Here is a 19,521-nt window from a genome sequence, read left to right as displayed (position 1 = left end):
AAAATCACACCATTTATTTAAATTTTTTAATCGATTGAACTTTTAGGTATTACTTATTTTAAAAAGGTTTGCTAAAGTAAAATTGCATTCTATTTACAAACTCTTCCAATATTTTGGCAATACATCTGGTATTGTCATTTTTGCAACGCCTATTCGATTGTCTGCCATTCCGTAATAAACATCAATTCGTTCCGGCTGACCAATATCGTCCCTTCGATCTGTTCCTGTTGGGAAAACTACATTACCAACTATTCCAATTGTCTCATCTTCTAGTTCTGGGACTAATATAGGCTCAGGAGATCGATAAATTATTTCTTGAGGTGAATTCTCAGACAAAACCATAACTCCAGCAGAATAAGTATATCGTGGCTGATCTTCTGTGCAATCATTATGTTTTCTAACACCGTGGTAAATCATCAACCAACCATGTTTGGTTAAAATGGGTGGCGCACCTGCACCAATTTTTAATTTTTCCCAAGGGTAAACGGGTTGTGCCAAACGATAATGCGAAGTAAATTGAGCGTGTTCTAGACAAGTTTCCTGACCTTCTTTTAGATTAAAATAAGAAATCCATATACTTTCTCTATGTTGATCTATTGATCGATTATCATCAAGTTTAACCGTTTTCTCTGGAATAGATTCGGGAAATAACGGTCGGTGTAGCATAGCAATCGAGGTATGATTGTGTGGACTAGGAAGATCCGTCGGGAAAAAACTAGCATCTTTATCATCTACGTTGTTAAAATCAAGTGGCTTATATAACGAGAAACAAACCAATCCCAAGCGTTCCCAACTTAAAAGATCTTTCGATTTAGCCATTGCAATTCGCGGTCCATCTGGTCCGTAAGCCGTATAAGTCATTATATAATTTTCTACAGATTTGACATACGAAATCCTTGGATCTTCACATCCGCCTCCACCATCAGGACGTTTTTCATAATCCATCTCCGGTTCTAAAGCAATTCCTAAACGTTCTACTTCAAATGGATCTCCGTCAGCATTAAATTTAACCTTTCCAATTCCAATTCTTGAGTAATTATCCTTTGCTACCAATCTAGGAAAAATGTATAATTCTCCGTCAGGTCCTCTAGTTACAGCCGGATTTAAAACGCCTTCTACTTCGTATTCATTTCCTGCTTCGGGTTCCATGATGGTACAAATGCGGTTAAGTTTAAATGGAATCATTGTATTTTTATTTTTTAAATATTGTTAGTTTCACAAGCAATAATAGTTTCTATTATTCTTTTAGTTTCTTCTGGATCTCTCACTTGAATACACTTGGCACCAGTGCTTCTAGCTGGAAAATCGTTTCCTCCTTCAAATAGTGCATCTCCAATAAATAACATTTCATCAATGCCAATTTTTAAAATTTCTTTGAGTTTTAAAATTCCGTAGGCTTTATCGATTCCTGGTTTAGTAATATCTATTGATGTTGTTCCGCCCATTCCTATCGAAAATTCTTTTAAAGATTTCTGAAGCGGAGTAACAATTTTTTTTCGTTTAGCAAAATCATTATCCCATGCTTTTTTTTCTTCAAGATGCGCTTCTTGTCCCAAAGCAGAAAAGGTGATTTGACTACCGCGATCTTCAATTTGATTTCCCCAAGTTTTTTTAATTTCAATATCTGAATTCTTTATTGCATTGTTGAGGTTAAAAAGGATTTCCTTTCTTTCTTCATCTGTGAATTTTTCTTCATACACTTTAACCCAATTCTTTTTGTATTGATAATATTTTGTTCCGCAAGTGGGCAGAATCGACAGTTTTGTAAATGAGGTGTATTTTGGTAATTGGTTTATAACTTGTTTTTCAAATTGTGGCCAGTCTCCACCAGAAATTATAGCAACTTGAGTTACCTCTAAAAGCTCCTTAAAAAGAATTGCCATTTCTTTATCTATAGCAGATTTACTTTTAGCCAATGTACCATCCAAATCAAATATTATTAATTTTTTCATTTTTTGAAATCTTACAGATTATAATTTTAAAAAAGTGATATTATTTAATTGGAGTTTTTATCAGGAATAGTGATTTGAAATAAGGTAATTTCATCATTAGGTAAAAGTTCTAATTGCCCTATAATTGCCGGTAAAAGCATCACTTCTCCTTTACTAATGTTATATTCTTGATTGTTATAACTCATACTACCTTTTCCATTAATACAAACTAAAACAGTAGGCATGTCAATAAAACCAACTTTAAAAACCTCTTTATTTTTGATGCGCCATACTTTAAAGTGATTGTTGTCAAAGAGTATTTCGGAATTTTTAATAGAATTATCAATTACTGGAGTTACAGGACCAATCTCACCTTGATTAAAATTGATGCTTTGAATCGCATTTTCAATCTGAAGATCACGTGGCTTACCCGTTTTTGCATCCAATCGATCCCAATCATACAAACGAAAAGTCACATCACTATTTTCTTGTACTTCAAAAACTACAGTTCCACCAAGCGTATGAACGGTTCCTGATTCAATGAATACTGCATCTTCTTGTTTAGGAATAAAACTATGAAGTCGTTCTGAAACTGATTTATCTTTAATCGATGCTACTAAATTTTCTTTATTTGTACCTGGCTTTAAACCCGCAAAAATCTTACTGTCATCACTTGTTTCTAATACAATCCAAGCTTCTGTTTTTCCAGTATCGCCTTCAGGAAGTAGCTCTTTTTGGTGATCAGAAGGATGCACTTGTACTGATAAAACCTCTTTACAATCTAAAAATTTCAGCAATAGCGGAAAACGATCGTAATAGAGACCGTTCTTACCCATTATTTCATACCGATACTCTTCCATTAAGGAAGTAATAGTTTTGTTTTTTAAATCGCCTTCTTGCACTAAACTGGAATGGTCTTTACGATCGCTCAATATCCAAGCTTCACCGATGGGCTCATTATCAGGTAAAGGTTTTGAAAGTAAATTTTCTAATTTTCGGCCTCCCCAAAGTCGGTATTGATAAATGGGTTCAAATTTTAAAGGATAAATTGGAATTTTCATTTTTATTTTTTTAAGAGTTCTAATAATAGCATTTCTTAAAACAGATAGAATTAAATCTATTAATTGTTGTGATTGTAGTTATATATCACAACGAAACGAATGTTTTTTTAAAATGCTCGTTGAACTCAAATTTACAAAAAAAATACTGTAGGTAAATTATAACTGTGCTGATATATAACGATTTGTATTAATTGTGTAAAATTGATTTCTTTTGAACTTACTTTTTTATACGTTTAATTTTAAAATCAAAAAATAAAATCTTTCAAATTTTGATTTAAAATTATTCAGGCAAATAGCTTCTCTAATAAAACGTATTATCAAAAAAATAGTAAGGATTAAATGTGCGTATTTTATAAGCTTCAATATGAACTATATAACACATTTTATTTCTATAACTCTTAATTTTACAAGTATGGAATGATCCTAAAAACTTTTTTATTAATAATTAATAAAATGGATCAATCATTAAAATTCAAAAAAAAGTAACTGTTTCATTATAATGATTCAGTTGATTGTATATTAATTTTTAAATAACAGAGTATGATTGTCGAAAAAGAATTGAACGAAAAGATTTTAAAAATAACTGAAAAAATTAGAAATAATTATCCAGAATTGTTAAAGCATTTAAACGAGCTAACTGAAACGATTCCTGCTAAAGAAAATCCTGAAATTAACTTAAGTAAATATTACGATTCATTGGTTAATTTGGTAAAAAAATACGAAGAAAGTCATGCTGATAAAGTAATTGAATCTGTAAAAACTACTGGTGCAACAAGTGCAAATTCAGATCTTATTGAAGAGATAAATAGTATGTCACTTTCCTATAATTATGCTGGTGAAGGCGAGGTTCCTGTATTGTTTTTGCATGGTTTTCCATTTGATAAATCAATGTGGAAAGAGCAAATAGACAGTTTAAAAGAGTCTTTTTGTACAATAGCTGTAGATATTCGTGGTTTTGGTAAGTCAACTGACGAGGAAACACATTTAGGTATTGATTTGTTTACGGATGATTTAATAGCTTTTATGGACAGGAGAAATATAGAAAAAGCAATTGTTTGTGGATTATCAATGGGTGGTTACATTGCTCTAAATGCTGTAAAAAGATTTCCAGAGCGTTTTGAGGCGTTAATTTTAGCCGATACACAATGTACCGCTGACAGTGATGAAGCTAAAGAAAAACGATTGAAAACGGTTGAAGAAATTAAGCAAAAAGGTACATCCGAATTTAATGAGAATTTTATTAAAAGTGTTTTTCATCCTGATTCTTTTCAAAACAAGCGCGAAGTTGTTGAGAGGTTGCGCGAAGTAGTGGTTTCCAATTCTACAAGATCAATTACTGCTGGTTTAGTGGCTTTGGCAGAGCGTTCAGAATCGTGCTCTACTTTAGGAGCTATTGCAATTCCAACACTTATTATTTGCGGTGCTCAAGATCAATTAACACCCGTTGCACAATCACAATTTATGCATGAAAACATCAAAGGTTCTCTTTTAAAAGTTATTGAAGGTGCAGGACACGTTTCTAACTTAGAACAACCAGAAGAATTTAATAAGCATTTAAATAGTTTTTTAAAAACGGTGAAAGATAAAAGATAGTCTTAATAAATAATTATAAAAAATACAAAAGCCCAACTACTTAAAATTTTAATAGTTGGGCTTTTAATTAATGAAATAATCGTTTTCTATTACATTAAAATAATGCAATCAATCTTCTTTTAGCATTTCTTAGTTTTCTAGCTTAGGATATAAAAATGCTTACTCTAAATTAGATTTTTAGAACATCATTATAGATCATTTTTTTATATTCTATTTAAAGTTTAAAATAGAAATTATAATAATTGGTTATTGATCTTATAGTAGTGAGTGAAACGTATTAATATAATTCAACATATTTTAGCGTACTATTTTCAATAATAAAATCGACTGCTATTTTTACTTTTTTAGAGTCGGTTAATGTTATTATTTTTTTGATTTTCTTTTGATTTTCTTCAATCATACAAATTTTGAAACTTTTAATTGAAACATTTAAATCGGGTTCCCATTTATGAAACACATCAATTTTATAGGAATAAGCATAGTTTGTAGAAAGTTTTCCCGTTACTATCGAAATGCAATCAAATCCAATAATGGGAATTAATTTTTTGTAGATTGGTTTACCAAATAAAAAAATGCCGCTATATAAATTCTCATCAATTATAATAAGCCCTTTTTTAGTAAATAAAATGGCAATAAAGAGTAAAGAGAATAAAAATAAAAAACATTCTATAAGGATATAACTACCAAAATCTAATGAATAGAGCATTGCAAGTAAAGTTATAACAAAACAAAATGTCAAAATGATCAAATTTTGAAATTGCATATAATCTAAACTTTTTTCTAAAATAGCTTTCTTCATTAAAGTTTTTTGGAATATATTCAAAGAAATAAGAATACTTTTTTGGTAAATAAAAGCTTTGAATTTTTCTATATTGTTTATAACTTATCTTATTGGCGCTACACGATGGTTGCGACTTTGTAACAGATTATTTTCTGCTTAACGAATATATGACAATAAACGTTAATTACACTAAATTCGCAACTATTGTGTAATGGCTGTTACCAGCAGTTACTTCTATTTATTGCTATTTCGTTGTCTGTCAGTTTCAAACATTAAAAGCTCAATTGCACGCATAGATGAAATCTCATATTTAAAATTTTTTTGAACTTTGTTATGAAGTATTTGATATTCATTATGCTTTTGAATTTCATTTAAAGCATTTAAATAATTTACATAAGCTTTTGACTTATCAATTCCATATGAAGATTTTTTTCCAGTTAAATATCTGAAAATTCGACTATCCCAAATTGCATAAACTTCAGGATTTATAAAATGCAATAATTTTGAAGTTCCCACAATAGAATTATTAATGCATTTTTTAATTATATCCAATTGGTTCTCTGTAAGTAAACTTCCAGATTTTGCTTTATTCAAATAATCTAAAACTTTTTCGATTTCGTTAATATCTAGATGAATGATTGTAGGCATCCAGCCATAAACAAAGTGACTTCCAATTATTAAATTATGTTTTTCAATTACGTCAATATTATCAAAGTAATTTTTAAACTCATTATATGATTGAAGATAAGAATCATTTTCATTAAGCATAAGATTTTCAGCATCTCTCAATAGATTTTCAAAGCTTAGATTTTTCATTAAATAGGTGTTATTTTTGGCGTAATTGCCAGTAACTAGTATATTACTAATTAAAAGATTTTATTTTTTACCAAACGTCCATTTTAGTGCTTTTACTTTTGTAGCTCTAAAAATAGTATTGTGTTGCTCGTTATCCTCAAATGAATATTCCCAGTTTAAGTTAGAAATTTTTTCATTCTTGAAAATTTCAGCTAATTCTTTTGTAAAAGGAGCTATTGTTTCTTCTTTTGAATTAGCAAACCAAATCTTTTTTTCGGTTTTTGGAAAGTTTTTTAAATGCTCTTTTGCGGTTTTTACTAAGTAATCATTATTCCACCATAATGAGGGATCAAATGCAATATAATTATCGAACATCTCTGGTTTTACAAAAAATGTTTCTACGACAAAAAGTCCTGATAATGATTCTCCTATTATACTTCTATGATTCGTTGTTCTATATCTTTTGTTTATTTCAGGAAAAAGTTCTTGCTCTATAAATGCTCTAAATTTGGTAGAACCACCAACAATTGGCGCAATTTCTTTATCTTTTGCAACAGCAGTAAATCCAGTTAAATCTCTTCTGCGTTGTGTATTTGCAATTCCAACTAATAGCATTGGAGGAATGCTTTTTGATTGAATAAGGGCCGCAATTGTATTAGCAATATGTGGAAAATCTTCGTCGATAATTCCACCGTCAGCCATATATAGTACGGGTAAAGAATCTGTGTTAGTTTTATATTCTGGAGGTGTCCAAACATTAATGGTTCTTTTTTCTCCAACCTCTTTAGATTGTATTGTAAATTCGTCATGAACAGGAATTGAATCCTTATTTTCCTTAGAATTTGTACAACTTATAAAAACTAAGGATAGTATAACGGTGTAAAAAATTAATTTCATGGTTTTTATTTTTTAGATGGTTTGTTATTAAACTTTAACACTATTTCTTATTCTCTTGCCTTTTTTATTTTTTTTATGTAATCGTAACCCAGTATTCCTTTGCTTAAGGTTATCAGTACAATTTGATTTTGGGTTATAGAATTATAAAAATCTTTGCTTATATCTACACTTTCATCAGTATTATAATTCGTTTTAAAATTGATATAATATGATTCACCATATCTATCATTTCTAATATCTTTAGAATAGATTTCTATTAGTTGTTTTCTTTCTTTTTCATAACTTATATTTTTGTTGATCATCACTCCGATGGCAGGAATTAATAGACTAAAACAAATATTTATAGCTATAATATTCTCAAGTTTTTTATCATTTTTGAAATTGTAAAATTGGCTCAACGTTAAAATGGTAATTAAGCTAAATAGTATACTAATAAAGGCTAATTTCCAAAATAAAAAATATCCTTCTATCGTAAAATCATAATCTCTAAAAGAAAATATAATCGGAACAAGTCCAATAAAGAGGATTGACTGTATATTGATATCTTTTTTTGGAGTGATAGTATATTTATAAATTATTTTTAAAGAAAGATCGCAAAAATAATACGATAGCATCATAAAAGTTGGTACTGAAATGAACATATATCCATGATCTTCTATCGAAAAATAGAGAACAGTCAATGATATTGCAATAAGTATTACATTTTTAATCATAATTTAGGGTTAGATTTAAAAATAAGAATAATTTATTTTCATCTTGGAAAACGGCTGTTATGGCCTGTATTTTACGTTCTACTTTTCTTTCTGTTTACAATTTATTCTTTCTGTTACTTTGAACATTTTGTCAGTTTCACGAGGTTTTGAATAATCATAACGTAAAACCTTTTCAACATTGCAATTACAATTTTTGTTTGTCAATGAAACTCTAATAATTTTAGATTCTCCTAACCAATTGGAGTGTTTAATATTATTTATAGTAAATCCCTTTAGTTTTAGTTTTTCCACTATTTCAATTCTTTCATTTTTGTCTTCTACATATGATTCAAATTTATCATATATATCAACCAATACTAGAGGTTCATAGTCGCAAAAATCTTTTTTGTCAAAATCAAATGTCTTATAACTTGTTTTTTTAAATTCATCTTCATTAATAAAACCAAATTCGTAATTGTAATTTTTATCCTTTCCTTCAAAACTACTGATAATTTTAAAAGTTTCAATGTTAGCGCCAAATACAATTTGATTTTTATTAATTATATATTTTTTTGTTTTTCCCCAATCAGCATCAAGCGGAATAAATTTATTTATATCATCAATACTTAAAGTATCTTTTCCGTGAATTAATATATTACCGGCCTTTGCCCACGGATATTTTAATAAATTTATTTTATTAGGATTTATTCCTTTTATGAGGCAATTATTAAGATTGTCATAAAATCCAAAAAAATAAGCTGAATCTTTATCTCTGAAAATATAGTTTCCTATAAACTGAAATGTTTTTGGGTCAATATTTTTAATAATTTGTCCGTTTATAAACAAGTGGTTTTTGTCTTTTCCAAATTCGAAGTCACAATCACAGTCAAAATTCAATTCTTGGAATGTCTTTGCGTCAGCTTGTTTAATTAATTGCTTTCCTTGTCCGCTTCCTTCATTCCAATATTCCTAGTAAACTTTACCATTTTCAATTTTGTATCCACGTCTGCAACTAGTTAAAATCGAAATTGTGAAAACTATAATTATTATTTGTCTTACTGTCATTTTTTCGATTTTTCTTGTAGTTTTCGCTAACGTCTTTGTTATACAAGATGTTTTGGATTAAATAAGGGAGATTTTTCCATTATATAAAAGTTTTTCAAGTACAGAACTATCTTTAAATTGAGCCTAAAAACTAAACATATTGTAAAGGCTATATGCAGTTTTTTTATAATATTTTTGTTTCGAAATATTTAATGATTAAAGCAATACATAATGCAATAATCAATAAAATTAGATTCTTTTTTTTATTTTGAAATTTTAATAGTTCTACTAATATATTTTTTAACTTTTTAAAATCAAAGAATATTATAATTAATACTAAAACTTGGTAGAATATTGCGGAATTTAATGCTGTTACTTCATAAACGAAATCTTGAATAATTACATTTGAAAGTATAACTGTTAAAAGTATACAACCTAAAATTCTTGTGCGGTAAAATAGTAAAGTAATTCCACCAATAATTTCAAAAACACCAATAATAATTGGATAAGTTAAGGAGTATGAATAAAAACTCCACATAAGTTTATGACCTTGGGATAGATTGATATTTGTTGAACTTGTAAAATTTGCAAATTGGATAGGTTTTGCAATTCCATATATAATCATTGAAATTGAAACAATAAAAATTATAGTCCAATATATTATATATTTTAAATTTTCTTTTATATTCTCCATTTTTTTATAATTGCACCTAACGTTTTGCCAAACGGCTGTTAGCGCTAAACCTTTATTCTTTTTCGTTTAGCTGTTTGTTTACAGTTTCAAATTTACTTATTAATTCGTCAAGTTTTATTTGTTGTTTTTTGATGATTTTTGGTCTGATATAAAACCAATTAAATCCAATCCACGTTAATGTAATAAAATATGCAAAAATAGCCCAGCCAGTAGTCATTATTGAACTGTATTCGTACATATATAAACAAATGCCAAGTGATAATGTTATAAAATAAAAACTTAACATTGTTGTTTGCATATATTTTTGTTTAGTTTTTAATTCAGATAAACTTTGTAGATATTCATTATTGTTTTTAGTGTTGTCAATTTTATTAAAAACAGAAAGTAGTTTATTATTAGAAAACACAAATACAACCATTGCTAAAATAGTCAAAACAATTCCGATCTTTGTAGTTATAAATTGTGGTTCATAATAATACCAAATAAAAATAATAAATCCACTTGTTGCAAGAAGTAAAATATTAGAAATAATAAGTTTTTGTAAATTTGACTTTTTAAATTGTTTTAATTTGTTCAATAATTCTTCAATATTAGGTTGATTCACTTTTTGTTGTTGCCAAATAGTTGCGAAGTCTATATCATTATTGTTCATTTTCTTTAATTTTTTGCATTAATTTTTCTTTTATTCTATGAATTTTAACTCTTACATTTGCTTCTGAGAGACCAACGATGTTAGCTATTTCGGCTTGTTTTATTTCCTCTAATTCTAAAGAAATAATGATACGTTCCGTTTCAGGCAATTCAGAAATAAATTTGTAAAGCATTTGAATTTTGGGTTCAATAGACTCTTGGTTTTCTTCTTTTAAATTTATGGGCAATTCAGTTTTTATAATTCTTTTTTCTTTTTCAATTTGTCGTAAACAATTATTGGAAGCGATTCTAAATATCCAAGTTCCAATATTAGATTCATTTCTGAATTTTGGTAATTGTTGCCATACAATTATAAAAGTTTCCTGTGCTAAATCTTGAGCAATATCATTATCATTTACATAACCCATACACAAACGAAATATTTTTTGCCAATACGTATTATATATCTCTTCAAATATCATTATTTCGTTGTTAAGAATTTTTTTAATTGTGCATAATACCATTCGCTATCATCGTACATTATGAAATGCAATCCTTTATTAGCATATTGTAAATTGGCTGTTTTTAAATTTTTGTATTGTTCCTCAATACTTGGTTTTATATTTACAAAGTAAGATTCTAATAAAATCAAATTGGGGCATTTTATATTTTTTATTTTCTCTCTCAAATCGGTATTCCAAAAATCGCAGTACATTTCTGCAAATGTTTTTCGATCTGATTTCACGCTCCAACTTACCACTTTTTCTTGCATTGTTGAATCTACTAAAAGTCTTGGAATAGACAATTTTTGCATATTGTAGAATTGTTCATCTGTCATTGCAGTGATTTGGTTTGCAGCTGCAGAACAGTCATTTTTTTCTTTTGATTTAAAACTTGGGTTTGATAATGCTTGCAAACAAGGAAGTGCATCCACTACAATTATTTTGCTTATTAAATCAGGATAATCTGAAGCAATAGCCAATGCTAAACCACCACCCATACTATGTCCAATTAGAATAGGACTTATGATTTTGTTATCTTTAATAAAATCTACAATTGAATTTTCCCAATTTTTAAAGGTTGAATTATTTTGTGGTTCTACACCTGCAAAACCTGCCATTGTTAAAGTATAACAAATGTATTCTTTTTCAAATTCTGTTTTTGTCTCATTCCAAACCTCGCCCGAACTAGCAAAACCTGGTATGAAAATAATAGCTTGTTTTCCTTGTCCATTTTTTTGAATTTCAAAAAAATACGTTTTATTCTGTCCAAAGACATTTAAGCTTAAGACTGTAAATAAGAGTGTGATAATTGTAATTTTGTACTTGTTCATTTTTCTAAAATTTAAATGGTTAATTTACTAATTTGCCTTTTAGATACAAGTATGTTCAAAATGTTACATTTCTCTTAATATATTTTTATAAGAGGATATTTCTTATTATCTCCTGCGATTTTTCAGGATTACCGCTAACGTCTTGGCGCTACAAGATGTTTGGGATTAAAGACGCGAAATTTTTCCATTAAACACAAATTTTCCAAGTACAAAACCATCTTTAAATTCAGCCTAAAACCCCAATCTCGCCAAACGGCTGTTAGTAGCAGTTTTTTTATTTATGTTTTTCAAACAGCCATTTTGGAATTTCTTCGGTTATCAAGAATGGAATAACTATATTATTATGATTGAGATTTCTGAAGGTTGTGAAAGTCAAATTTTTATCTGAGGATAATTTATTATAAAACTCAACACTTCCAATGTATGGATTTTCAATATCTTGTTCTCCGTGAATTAGCCATATATTTTTATTTTTATATTTTTTAAAATTTGATAAATCAGGAACCGCAGCAACCGAAACTATAGCGGCAAATTTATTTGGTTTCATATTTAGTAGATTTTGTGCAGTTGAAGCACCCATAGAATAACCTATTAAATAAATTCGATTCTTATCAATATTTTTATATTCTTTTTCAACATTTTTAATTAATTCCAATATTTCAGTCACATCATTTGAAGGTATTGAAGTTTGAATGTTATCAACGTTATTCTCATAATTTGAAGAGCGTTTATTGAATTGTGGTGCTATAACATAACATTGATATTTACTATATATTTCATCTCTCAACCATATTTTTGCAAATGGTTCAAGTTGATTTTCATTATCGTATCCTATTCTTGATGAATTATGAAAAGTGATAACTAAAGGAAACTCTTGTTTCTTATTGTTATTTTTGGGAGTCAATATTCTGTATGGAATTTCTACAGAACCTTTTGTGAATATTTTTTTTTGAAAAATTTCGGTATTTAAATTATTTAGTTGTTTTCTATTATTTAAAAAAGTCAAACTATCTACTTTGGTATCTCGGAATTCTTTCTTTTGAGCAAAAGTTAAACTAGGAGATGAAAAAAGGAAATTAAAAAACAATATTTGTATGAAAATATTTCTATTCACGAGATTATTTTTAAAATGACAGATAACATCTTGGCGCTTGGCAAGGTCAGGAATTAAAGATGCGAGATTTTTCCATTAAAGACAAATTTTACAACTACAAAACCATCTTTAAATTAAGCCTAAAACCTAGACATATTGTAAAGGCTGTTGGCAGTAGTTTTTTATTAATAATTTTCAATTGGCAAAAAATCTAATTCCTTTATCTTTTCAGTTTTACATTTATTTTTGATTATTCTAAATTTTGCATAATTTTCTTTAGGTGTCATAAACCATTTTATTCCATCAAAATCCCATAAAACTATTCCATTTTTATAATCAACTATTTTAGCTTGAATCTCAAAGCTTTTTCTCATTTCTGCATTTCCTGCATCAAGTCTAAAAGCGTCATTGCCAGTTATTCGTGTGAATTTTTCATAATTATATTTCTGGCTTTCAATTCTATAGTTTATAACAATACCTGAATTTTCAAATTTTATGTTTTCAGTATTTCCGTCACAAGGTTCGTAAATTAGATAACCATCTTTGTCTTTTTCCAATTTTATCCATTTTTTTTAATTGCATTTAAACTTTTCCAAGTTTTAGGAATTTCACGAAGATTTGTTTTTGGTAATGTTACTGTAATATTAGTTTCATCATTTTTATTCTCAATAATTTCATTTTTTTTTATATTTGATTGTCCATTGCAAGAGAATAAAATAAATGAACTAATAATATAAATTAGATTTTTCATATTCACAATTTTCTGTTTTTTTTGCCCAAATTACTGCTAAAACTTCTCGGCTATGCGATATGGCGGAAATCAAAGTACAAAACTTCCAATTTTGAACTAAAGTTCAATTGGAAAACTGAACTTGATTCTAGCACTAAACCCGCCATTTTGCTAAACGGTTCCTGCGAGGTTTCTTTTTACTCCAATTTTCTTTTGTAAAAAATATAATCAGTATTAATTGGTTCAATTCCGCAAATTTTTAACTCAGTTGCAATTTGAGCACGATGATAAGTTGAGTGATTAATTATGTGAAATAAGATATCTTTAATTTTATTCGAGAATTTAATTTCTTTTGAATTTGTATATTCAATTATGTTATCAATATCTATTTCATTAATAATATTTAATGATTTTGAGTAGTTTTCCTTATTAATATTTTCAATTATATTCCAATTATTTATTTGCCAAACTTCAAATTCCTTTTCATTTTTTATTCTTGCATTCCAAATTTGTTGAGCGTTAATTAAGTGATTCAGTAATTTAAAAATCTTTGCAGAAACACTTTGAGTGTTTTCAGAAATAATTTTAATTAATTTCTCGTTAAAATGATAATTATATTCGAACAGTTCTTTAAATTCTTCTTTCATTTTTTCGGTTTTTTTTAAAATCTCCCAAAATAGGTTACATCTTGGTCAAGTTTATGATTTATAATTACTTAAGTTCAATTTGGCACTAAATTTCACTAGGAAAAATGAACTTGATTTTAGCACTAAACCCAACATTTTACCAAACCGCTGTTAGCGGCAGTATTTTTTATTTTTGTAAAATTACATCAACATTTATTGATGGTTCTCCAACTGAAAATTTCTTCCATTCCCCAAAATAATTTCTGTAATAAGTATCTTTTGAAAACGCAAAAATATTTCCTGCAAAAGTGAGTTTGCCTTTAAAGTCTTCTGCTATTCTAACTGTTACATAAAAATCTTTATCAGTCCAAATATTTTTGTCAGATACATCTAAGGATACTTTGTTGTTCTTTATATCATTTTCATTAACTGTTAATTGTAGATTTTCATTAATTAAAAATTGTTTATCATCTGGAAATCCATTTTTATCACCTTGTATATCAAAAATAAATGTTGCCGTTTTTTCAATTTTATAATTAACAATATTAATGTTTAGTTTCTTAATCATTAATTTCTTTTTGTTTTTAATTTTTATGGCAATTTCACGATTAACATCATTTGGGTCATTGGAATCAAATGTGCTATACCGCTTTGTAGAATTTGAAGTTCCGAAATTCTTATGAACATATTTTTTAGAGTTGATTACTACTGTTTCAAGCTGTATGTTTTTTTTCTATAATATAATATTATAATTTTTAGATTTGATAAAGTCAGAAATCTCAATAGTGAATATATCGTATTCAGAGCCTAGAACTTTTACATTTTTGTTTTCGTCAATGTTAGTTAAGTTAATTGTATAATTTCCATTGCTGTTAGTTACATCTCCAATTTCTTCGTTTTCAATTCCGATTCTAACTTCGGAAATAGGATTGTTATTTTCATCTAAAATTTTCCCCGAAATTTTTTGAGCTTGAAAACTAATTGTAATTAAAATAAATAGTAGTGTTAATTTTATTTTTTTCATTCGTTGTTTTATGTTTTTGAATTTTCCATTTTTTGGTAAAATGACAGATAACGTTCTCACGCCTCGCGCAGTTTGCGATTTACACGGGTATTTTGGTCTAAATGAAAATACGATAAAAAACGGTAATACCGCTAAATCCGCAAATTATGCGAGAGGTGTGTTGGCAGTAGTTTTTATATTTAGTTTTATTTTCAGGCAAAATAATTTCATTTTTCACTTATAATCCTCATTTAATTTTGTTCACTTATACCTACAAATCCTTTCAATTTTAAATGTTTCTCCATTAACATTAAATGTGAAATAATTTTATTTTTACACGATAGAAATTCCTATCCAATAAAAAATAAGCATTATTACAGCTGTTATTCCGAAACTGCACAAAGTGAGAATACGCCAATATGTAGACCTTCCGTTTCCATATCTCCAAATTCTTTCACCTGTTTCTTTTCTATTTTCTTTCAATGTAAATTTCGACAGTATATATGTTGAAGGAATAAAAATCAATATTGCAATTATCCAAAATTTTATCATAATTTATATTTTTAAAATGTTGTTGAATTTACGTTTTTGGTGGATTCAAAATCTCCTCCAACTTCTTGGCGCTTGGCGAGTTATGGAACTTTAAAGCAGAGTATATTCTGCTAAACTAAGATATGATAAAAAACGTTAATTCCACTAAATCTCCAATCTTGGCAAACGGCTGTTGGCAGTAGTTTTTTATATTTTGTTTTGTAAGTTGATAAATCTGAAATTCATAAAATAATATCTAAATAGTAAGAAAGTAAAAACTAAATATGTCGTTAAAATAATATAATAACCTTTTTCAGATAGCAAAATTAATGCAACAGAAAACATAATTAAGTTAAATATCCAAACTCTAACAAAATGAGATGTTAAAACTTTTTTTAAGCCTTGTGAGTAATCATTAATAATTTTGAAATCATCTAATATAAATAGAATTGCAAAATTCAATATGCTTAAAAAGATGTTTTTGTACCCAGTTATTATAAAAAATTCTGCTAGAGCAATATTTATGATGTAAAAAGAAATTTGCGAAAAGAATAATGTTTCGTGTTTTTCAAAATTTATATTTCCTCTATAATTTTTAATTGTTCTTATAGGCAATATTCCAATAAGAAGAAATGATATAATATCTTTATTTAAGACTTCTTTGTATATATATGACAATAAATATATTACAATTAATAAAGAGGAAATCCTTATTGGTAATATTCCTAATACATTTTCTTTTGTAATCCAAGTTGATAAATTTGAATTAACTAAATTATAAAACCCATTAAATATTGAGAAAAAACCAAAAAATAATCCAAGACTTAAAATTATTGTAATGAAGAAGTATTTGATGAAATCAAATTTTATTTCTCGATATTCCCAATCTCCACTATTTTTTTTAATAAAGGAATTATTGAAAAGAAAAAAAATGATAATGGTTAATATTAATGAAAAATATACTCCTTTGTTGTAATTGTCTACATTGCTTGAAGTAATATTTAACCAATCAAATACAAATAAATTATTTTCATTTAATTTGATATTGATTTTAATTATATATTCTATAGTGTATTTAAATATAAAAAGAGTTACTAAATAAGATATACTTCTAAAGAAAATATATTTAATATTTGCGAAAAATTTATTTAATGTTTCGTTGTCAATAGAGTAATCTTCTAATTGTCTAAAAAGTTCTTTAGAGTTTGTTATTATTACTATTATTGAAAAAACTGCAGAAGGAACAAAATAAACTGCAAAGTTCTTGGTGTCAATATTTATTATTTTGTCATTTATTATTTCTGATAAAAATTTCGATTTGTCTAAATTTAACAAAACATATATGGTGCTAAATAAAACACTAAACTTAAAAAGATTAAATAGTGTTTTTATGCTAAATAAATATACAATACGCTCAATAAATCTTCCATAATTTTTCAAATGTGTTTCTGAATATATTTCAATAAAGAGAATAATTATTGAAAAAAGAATAATAGGTAATATTTCATTCATTTATTGATGTTTTTCGGTTTTTTGGGGCAAACTGTCTGCCAACGTCTTGGCGGCTTCATTAATTGGCGAACTTCGTAACCGATTATTTTTGGCTATGATAAAATTTCTTGCGAAAGATAAACGTGAATTTACCACATATTTCCCCATTTTTGCAAACCGCTGTTGGCGGTAGTTATTTTTATTTATAAACTTCTCTACGTTATGACTTTCTTTTTCTTTAGAATATAATAACCAATACCAACAGTTACAAAGAATAATCCCGCATAAATGTCAAAATTGCTATTCTCTTCTGGAATAGTTTGTTCAAGGCTTAAAAAAGTAGTTGAATTTTTAGAAACGGAAAGAATAAAAACATTCTTATTTCTGTCCCAAATTTGGCTTTGAAATTCTTTTGGGATAGATAATGTTATTTTGTCTCCTATTTTAACTTCATTTTCAAATTCTGTTTGATAGAAATATGAAAGGAAGTCTGCTTTAATTTGGAAAGCACAAGGATAATTCTCAAGCCAAATGTAATATTGTTTGAGTGTTGATTTGAAACTTGGTTTGAGTTTAAATGAATAGTTTATAACTTTCCCTTCTAATTGCAAGATGTCATTTGATGTATTTAGTTTAGGTCTTTCAAATTCGTGATAAAAGAAAAACATTCCAAAGCTAACTACTGCAATTGTAGCAGTATAAGTGTTCATCCATTTAAATATTTTGTTGATTTTTGTCACCTAGTTTTTTCGTCTTTTATAATTAAAGCCAACGTTTGCGGCTTTGCGGGGTTGCGAACTTCGGAACCGAGATTTTTCTGCTAATATAAAATTTCTTGCGAAAGATAAACTTGAATTTTGCACTTATTTCGCAATCTTGCAAAACCGCTGTTATAGCCAGAGCTTATTCTTATTTTAATTTTCTAGTGTTAAATGCTTACATTATTAAATAAGTTAGCGGAGTAAAAATCAATCCAAATATTTATGGTAAAAACCATACTCCAAGTCCTTCTAATTTTATATTTTAAATTGCTTTAAGCGCAATAAGTCCGAAAACAACAACGACAATTAATTTCAAATATCTTATCAGTCGTGTTGCGTTTGTATATTGTGTAAATGCGTTTTCTTTTGTTATGTTGATTGGATAGTTATATATGTGAGGAAATTTGTTTAAGATCGTCATTCCAACAAATAGAACTGTCACAACCAATGGTAAAGTAAAAATAATCCATTTTTCGACAAGTTCGTCGGTATCTACTGCATCATTGTAATGTGTTGCAATTATGTCAGGAAAGTTTAAGTAGTTTGTAATTGTCAAAATCCAAATATAAATAATTAAAAACCAACTAATAATTTCAGAAGCCATGTCCACTTTTGTAAGCTCTAATTTTATTTTTATTCTTTCTACCATTTTATATTTTCAATTAGAATTTCGATTTTTTGGGCGTTGGCTATAACGTCTTGACGCTTGGCGAGGTTGTGGAGTAAAGACGCGACATTTTTCCATTAAACACAAATTTTCCAAGCACAAAACCATCTTTAAATTCAGCCAATTACCCAAATCTCGTCAAAAGGCTGTTAGCAGTTGTATTTTTATTTATCCAATTCAGTTTCCATAATAATTAAATTTTTTGTGTACTTATTTTCAGATTTCGACCATTTTTCTGCTTCAGTTTTCCACGTTTTAAATTTAGTCTTATCTTTTATTTTAAAATATTCGTAAGCTAAATTATAAGCGGTTTCTTGAATGAAGTTTTGCTCTGTACATATTTTGGTCATTGTTGTATATGTTTCTACAACTTTTTCAAAATTCACAAGTTTTGTATAAGTGTAAGCTAACTCTTTATATGTGTAACATTCTTTTGGGTTTTCTGCAATTGATTTTTTTAATGATATTTCAGCTTTGTCGAATTTTCCTAAAGCATTATAAGAAAATGCTAATTCAGTTTGCAAGCCTTTAAATTTTGAATCTATTTTTTCTGCTTTTTCTAAAAATGTTAAAGCTTTTTCACACTCGTTCCAACCGTTATATATATAACCCCAACGAAATAATCTGTTTACTGAATTCTCATCAGTTTTATATGATTTTAACCAACTTGGTGTTTTATCAATATTTAGCTCTTTAAATTTTGATTGAGGTATTTCAGCAATTGCAGTTTTGCTTGGTTCAAGTCTAACCTTAATAAAGCCAACTTCATTTTTAGTTTCACTTTCTATTCTGTTGAATTTACCATTATTATCAATTTTAAATTTCCCTTCATAGTTTAGTGTTAATCCCGCTTCTGAATCAATGTAAATAAATCCGAAAACATACGTGCTGTCTTTGTCTATTTGGTATGAAATCCATTTGTCTTCACATTCAGTATTTTTTTTGTCAAATTTCAGAATATTTTGTGCTGTTAAATTAATTGAGAAAAATGTAAAAAGAATTAAAATGTATTTCATAGAATGTTGTTTTTTAGTTGATTGGTGTAAAGTCCTGAAATAGGTTGACACATTTTTACTGTGTTTTCAATTCAAATTTAGATAAATAATTTCTTTATTCCTACGATAGGATTTGTATGGAATGTTAGCCTTTATATGAACACTAACAGGAG

At 27.6% G+C, this 19,521-nt stretch carries 23 protein-coding genes; 1 reads left to right on the top strand and 22 read right to left on the bottom strand.

Translation table 11 applies throughout. From position 1 onward, the window contains the following. Positions 1-93 precede the first annotated feature (93 nt). Genes J3S90_RS14300 through J3S90_RS14290 form a run of 3 tightly spaced genes read right to left on the bottom strand, consistent with a single transcriptional unit; the run spans position 94 to position 2,992 of the window. Positions 94-1,185: a glycoside hydrolase family 130 protein gene (locus J3S90_RS14300; protein ID WP_210646757.1), complete on the bottom strand. Its 1,092-nt coding sequence runs from the start codon at positions 1,183-1,185 to the stop codon at positions 94-96. A 14-nt stretch (positions 1,186-1,199) separates the two neighbouring features. Beyond that, positions 1,200-1,952, bottom strand: a complete 753-nt coding sequence (locus J3S90_RS14295) for an HAD-IIB family hydrolase (RefSeq protein WP_210646756.1) — start codon at positions 1,950-1,952, stop codon at positions 1,200-1,202. A gap of 44 nt (positions 1,953-1,996) precedes the next feature. Continuing rightward, positions 1,997-2,992, bottom strand: coding sequence for a type I phosphomannose isomerase catalytic subunit (locus J3S90_RS14290; protein WP_210646755.1), 996 nt, complete (start codon positions 2,990-2,992; stop codon positions 1,997-1,999). Between the two features lie 540 nt (positions 2,993-3,532). Between J3S90_RS14290 and J3S90_RS14285 the strand changes: the two genes are divergently transcribed. Beyond that, complete coding sequence (locus J3S90_RS14285) at positions 3,533-4,585, top strand: alpha/beta fold hydrolase (protein ID WP_210646754.1); 1,053 nt, start codon at positions 3,533-3,535, stop codon at positions 4,583-4,585. 277 nt (positions 4,586-4,862) lie between these two features. Here J3S90_RS14285 and J3S90_RS14280 read toward each other — a convergent pair whose 3' ends face one another. The 19 genes from J3S90_RS14280 to J3S90_RS14190 form a co-directional block, all read right to left on the bottom strand. Then, positions 4,863-5,384, bottom strand: coding sequence for a hypothetical protein (locus J3S90_RS14280; RefSeq protein WP_210646753.1), 522 nt, complete (start codon positions 5,382-5,384; stop codon positions 4,863-4,865). A 216-nt stretch (positions 5,385-5,600) separates the two neighbouring features. Further along, positions 5,601-6,182 (bottom strand): hypothetical protein, encoded by a 582-nt coding sequence (locus J3S90_RS14275; protein WP_210646752.1) that lies wholly within the window; start codon positions 6,180-6,182, stop codon positions 5,601-5,603. A gap of 60 nt (positions 6,183-6,242) precedes the next feature. Next, positions 6,243-7,058 (bottom strand): alpha/beta hydrolase, encoded by an 816-nt coding sequence (locus J3S90_RS14270; RefSeq protein ID WP_210646751.1) that lies wholly within the window; start codon positions 7,056-7,058, stop codon positions 6,243-6,245. Between the two features lie 47 nt (positions 7,059-7,105). Continuing rightward, positions 7,106-7,771, bottom strand: coding sequence for an MraY family glycosyltransferase (locus J3S90_RS14265; RefSeq protein ID WP_210646750.1), 666 nt, complete (start codon positions 7,769-7,771; stop codon positions 7,106-7,108). 78 nt (positions 7,772-7,849) lie between these two features. Next, positions 7,850-8,680: a DKNYY domain-containing protein gene (locus tag J3S90_RS14260; RefSeq protein WP_394369413.1), complete on the bottom strand. Its 831-nt coding sequence runs from the start codon at positions 8,678-8,680 to the stop codon at positions 7,850-7,852. 298 nt (positions 8,681-8,978) lie between these two features. After that, the gene (locus tag J3S90_RS14255) at positions 8,979-9,488 is read right to left on the bottom strand and encodes a hypothetical protein (protein WP_210646748.1); all 510 of its coding nucleotides are present in this window, start codon (positions 9,486-9,488) and stop codon (positions 8,979-8,981) included. Between the two features lie 52 nt (positions 9,489-9,540). After that, positions 9,541-10,140: a hypothetical protein gene (locus J3S90_RS14250; protein WP_210646747.1), complete on the bottom strand. Its 600-nt coding sequence runs from the start codon at positions 10,138-10,140 to the stop codon at positions 9,541-9,543. Continuing rightward, positions 10,130-10,600 (bottom strand): RNA polymerase sigma factor, encoded by a 471-nt coding sequence (locus J3S90_RS14245; RefSeq protein ID WP_210646746.1) that lies wholly within the window; start codon positions 10,598-10,600, stop codon positions 10,130-10,132. The genes J3S90_RS14250 and J3S90_RS14245 overlap by 11 nt, the downstream gene beginning before the upstream one ends. Continuing rightward, positions 10,600-11,451: an alpha/beta fold hydrolase gene (locus tag J3S90_RS14240; RefSeq protein WP_210646745.1), complete on the bottom strand. Its 852-nt coding sequence runs from the start codon at positions 11,449-11,451 to the stop codon at positions 10,600-10,602. Before J3S90_RS14240 ends, J3S90_RS14245 begins: the two co-directional genes overlap by 1 nt. A gap of 274 nt (positions 11,452-11,725) precedes the next feature. Next, on the bottom strand, positions 11,726-12,565 hold the full coding sequence (locus J3S90_RS14235) for a carboxylesterase family protein (RefSeq protein ID WP_188051466.1): 840 nt from the start codon (positions 12,563-12,565) through the stop codon (positions 11,726-11,728). Between the two features lie 164 nt (positions 12,566-12,729). Beyond that, positions 12,730-13,101: a hypothetical protein gene (locus J3S90_RS14230; protein WP_210646744.1), complete on the bottom strand. Its 372-nt coding sequence runs from the start codon at positions 13,099-13,101 to the stop codon at positions 12,730-12,732. A 2-nt stretch (positions 13,102-13,103) separates the two neighbouring features. After that, positions 13,104-13,295 carry a hypothetical protein gene (locus tag J3S90_RS14225; RefSeq protein ID WP_210646743.1) on the bottom strand — a complete coding sequence of 64 codons (192 nt, stop codon included), beginning with the start codon at positions 13,293-13,295 and terminating at the stop codon, positions 13,104-13,106. 176 nt (positions 13,296-13,471) lie between these two features. Then, positions 13,472-13,921: a DinB family protein gene (locus J3S90_RS14220; protein WP_210646742.1), complete on the bottom strand. Its 450-nt coding sequence runs from the start codon at positions 13,919-13,921 to the stop codon at positions 13,472-13,474. Between the two features lie 166 nt (positions 13,922-14,087). Further along, positions 14,088-14,468: a hypothetical protein gene (locus J3S90_RS14215; protein ID WP_210646741.1), complete on the bottom strand. Its 381-nt coding sequence runs from the start codon at positions 14,466-14,468 to the stop codon at positions 14,088-14,090. A gap of 165 nt (positions 14,469-14,633) precedes the next feature. Then, positions 14,634-14,924, bottom strand: coding sequence for a carboxypeptidase-like regulatory domain-containing protein (locus tag J3S90_RS14210; RefSeq protein ID WP_210646740.1), 291 nt, complete (start codon positions 14,922-14,924; stop codon positions 14,634-14,636). A 717-nt stretch (positions 14,925-15,641) separates the two neighbouring features. Next, a complete protein-coding gene (locus J3S90_RS14205) occupies positions 15,642-16,946 on the bottom strand; it encodes a hypothetical protein (RefSeq protein ID WP_210646739.1) in 1,305 nt (434 codons plus the stop codon). A 194-nt stretch (positions 16,947-17,140) separates the two neighbouring features. Then, complete coding sequence (locus tag J3S90_RS14200) at positions 17,141-17,635, bottom strand: hypothetical protein (protein ID WP_210646738.1); 495 nt, start codon at positions 17,633-17,635, stop codon at positions 17,141-17,143. A 313-nt stretch (positions 17,636-17,948) separates the two neighbouring features. Further along, entirely contained in the window at positions 17,949-18,335 is a 387-nt protein-coding gene (locus tag J3S90_RS14195) for a hypothetical protein (RefSeq protein WP_210646737.1), read from the bottom strand. Between the two features lie 182 nt (positions 18,336-18,517). After that, complete coding sequence (locus tag J3S90_RS14190) at positions 18,518-19,369, bottom strand: tetratricopeptide repeat protein (RefSeq protein ID WP_210646736.1); 852 nt, start codon at positions 19,367-19,369, stop codon at positions 18,518-18,520. Positions 19,370-19,521 lie beyond the last annotated feature (152 nt).

Origin of the sequence: Flavobacterium flabelliforme (assembly GCF_017948675.1) — a bacterium.
Lineage (GTDB): Bacteria > Bacteroidota > Bacteroidia > Flavobacteriales > Flavobacteriaceae > Flavobacterium > Flavobacterium pygoscelis.
Note: the sequence above shows the minus strand (reverse complement) of the source record. Positions and strands in the feature narration are given on the sequence as shown.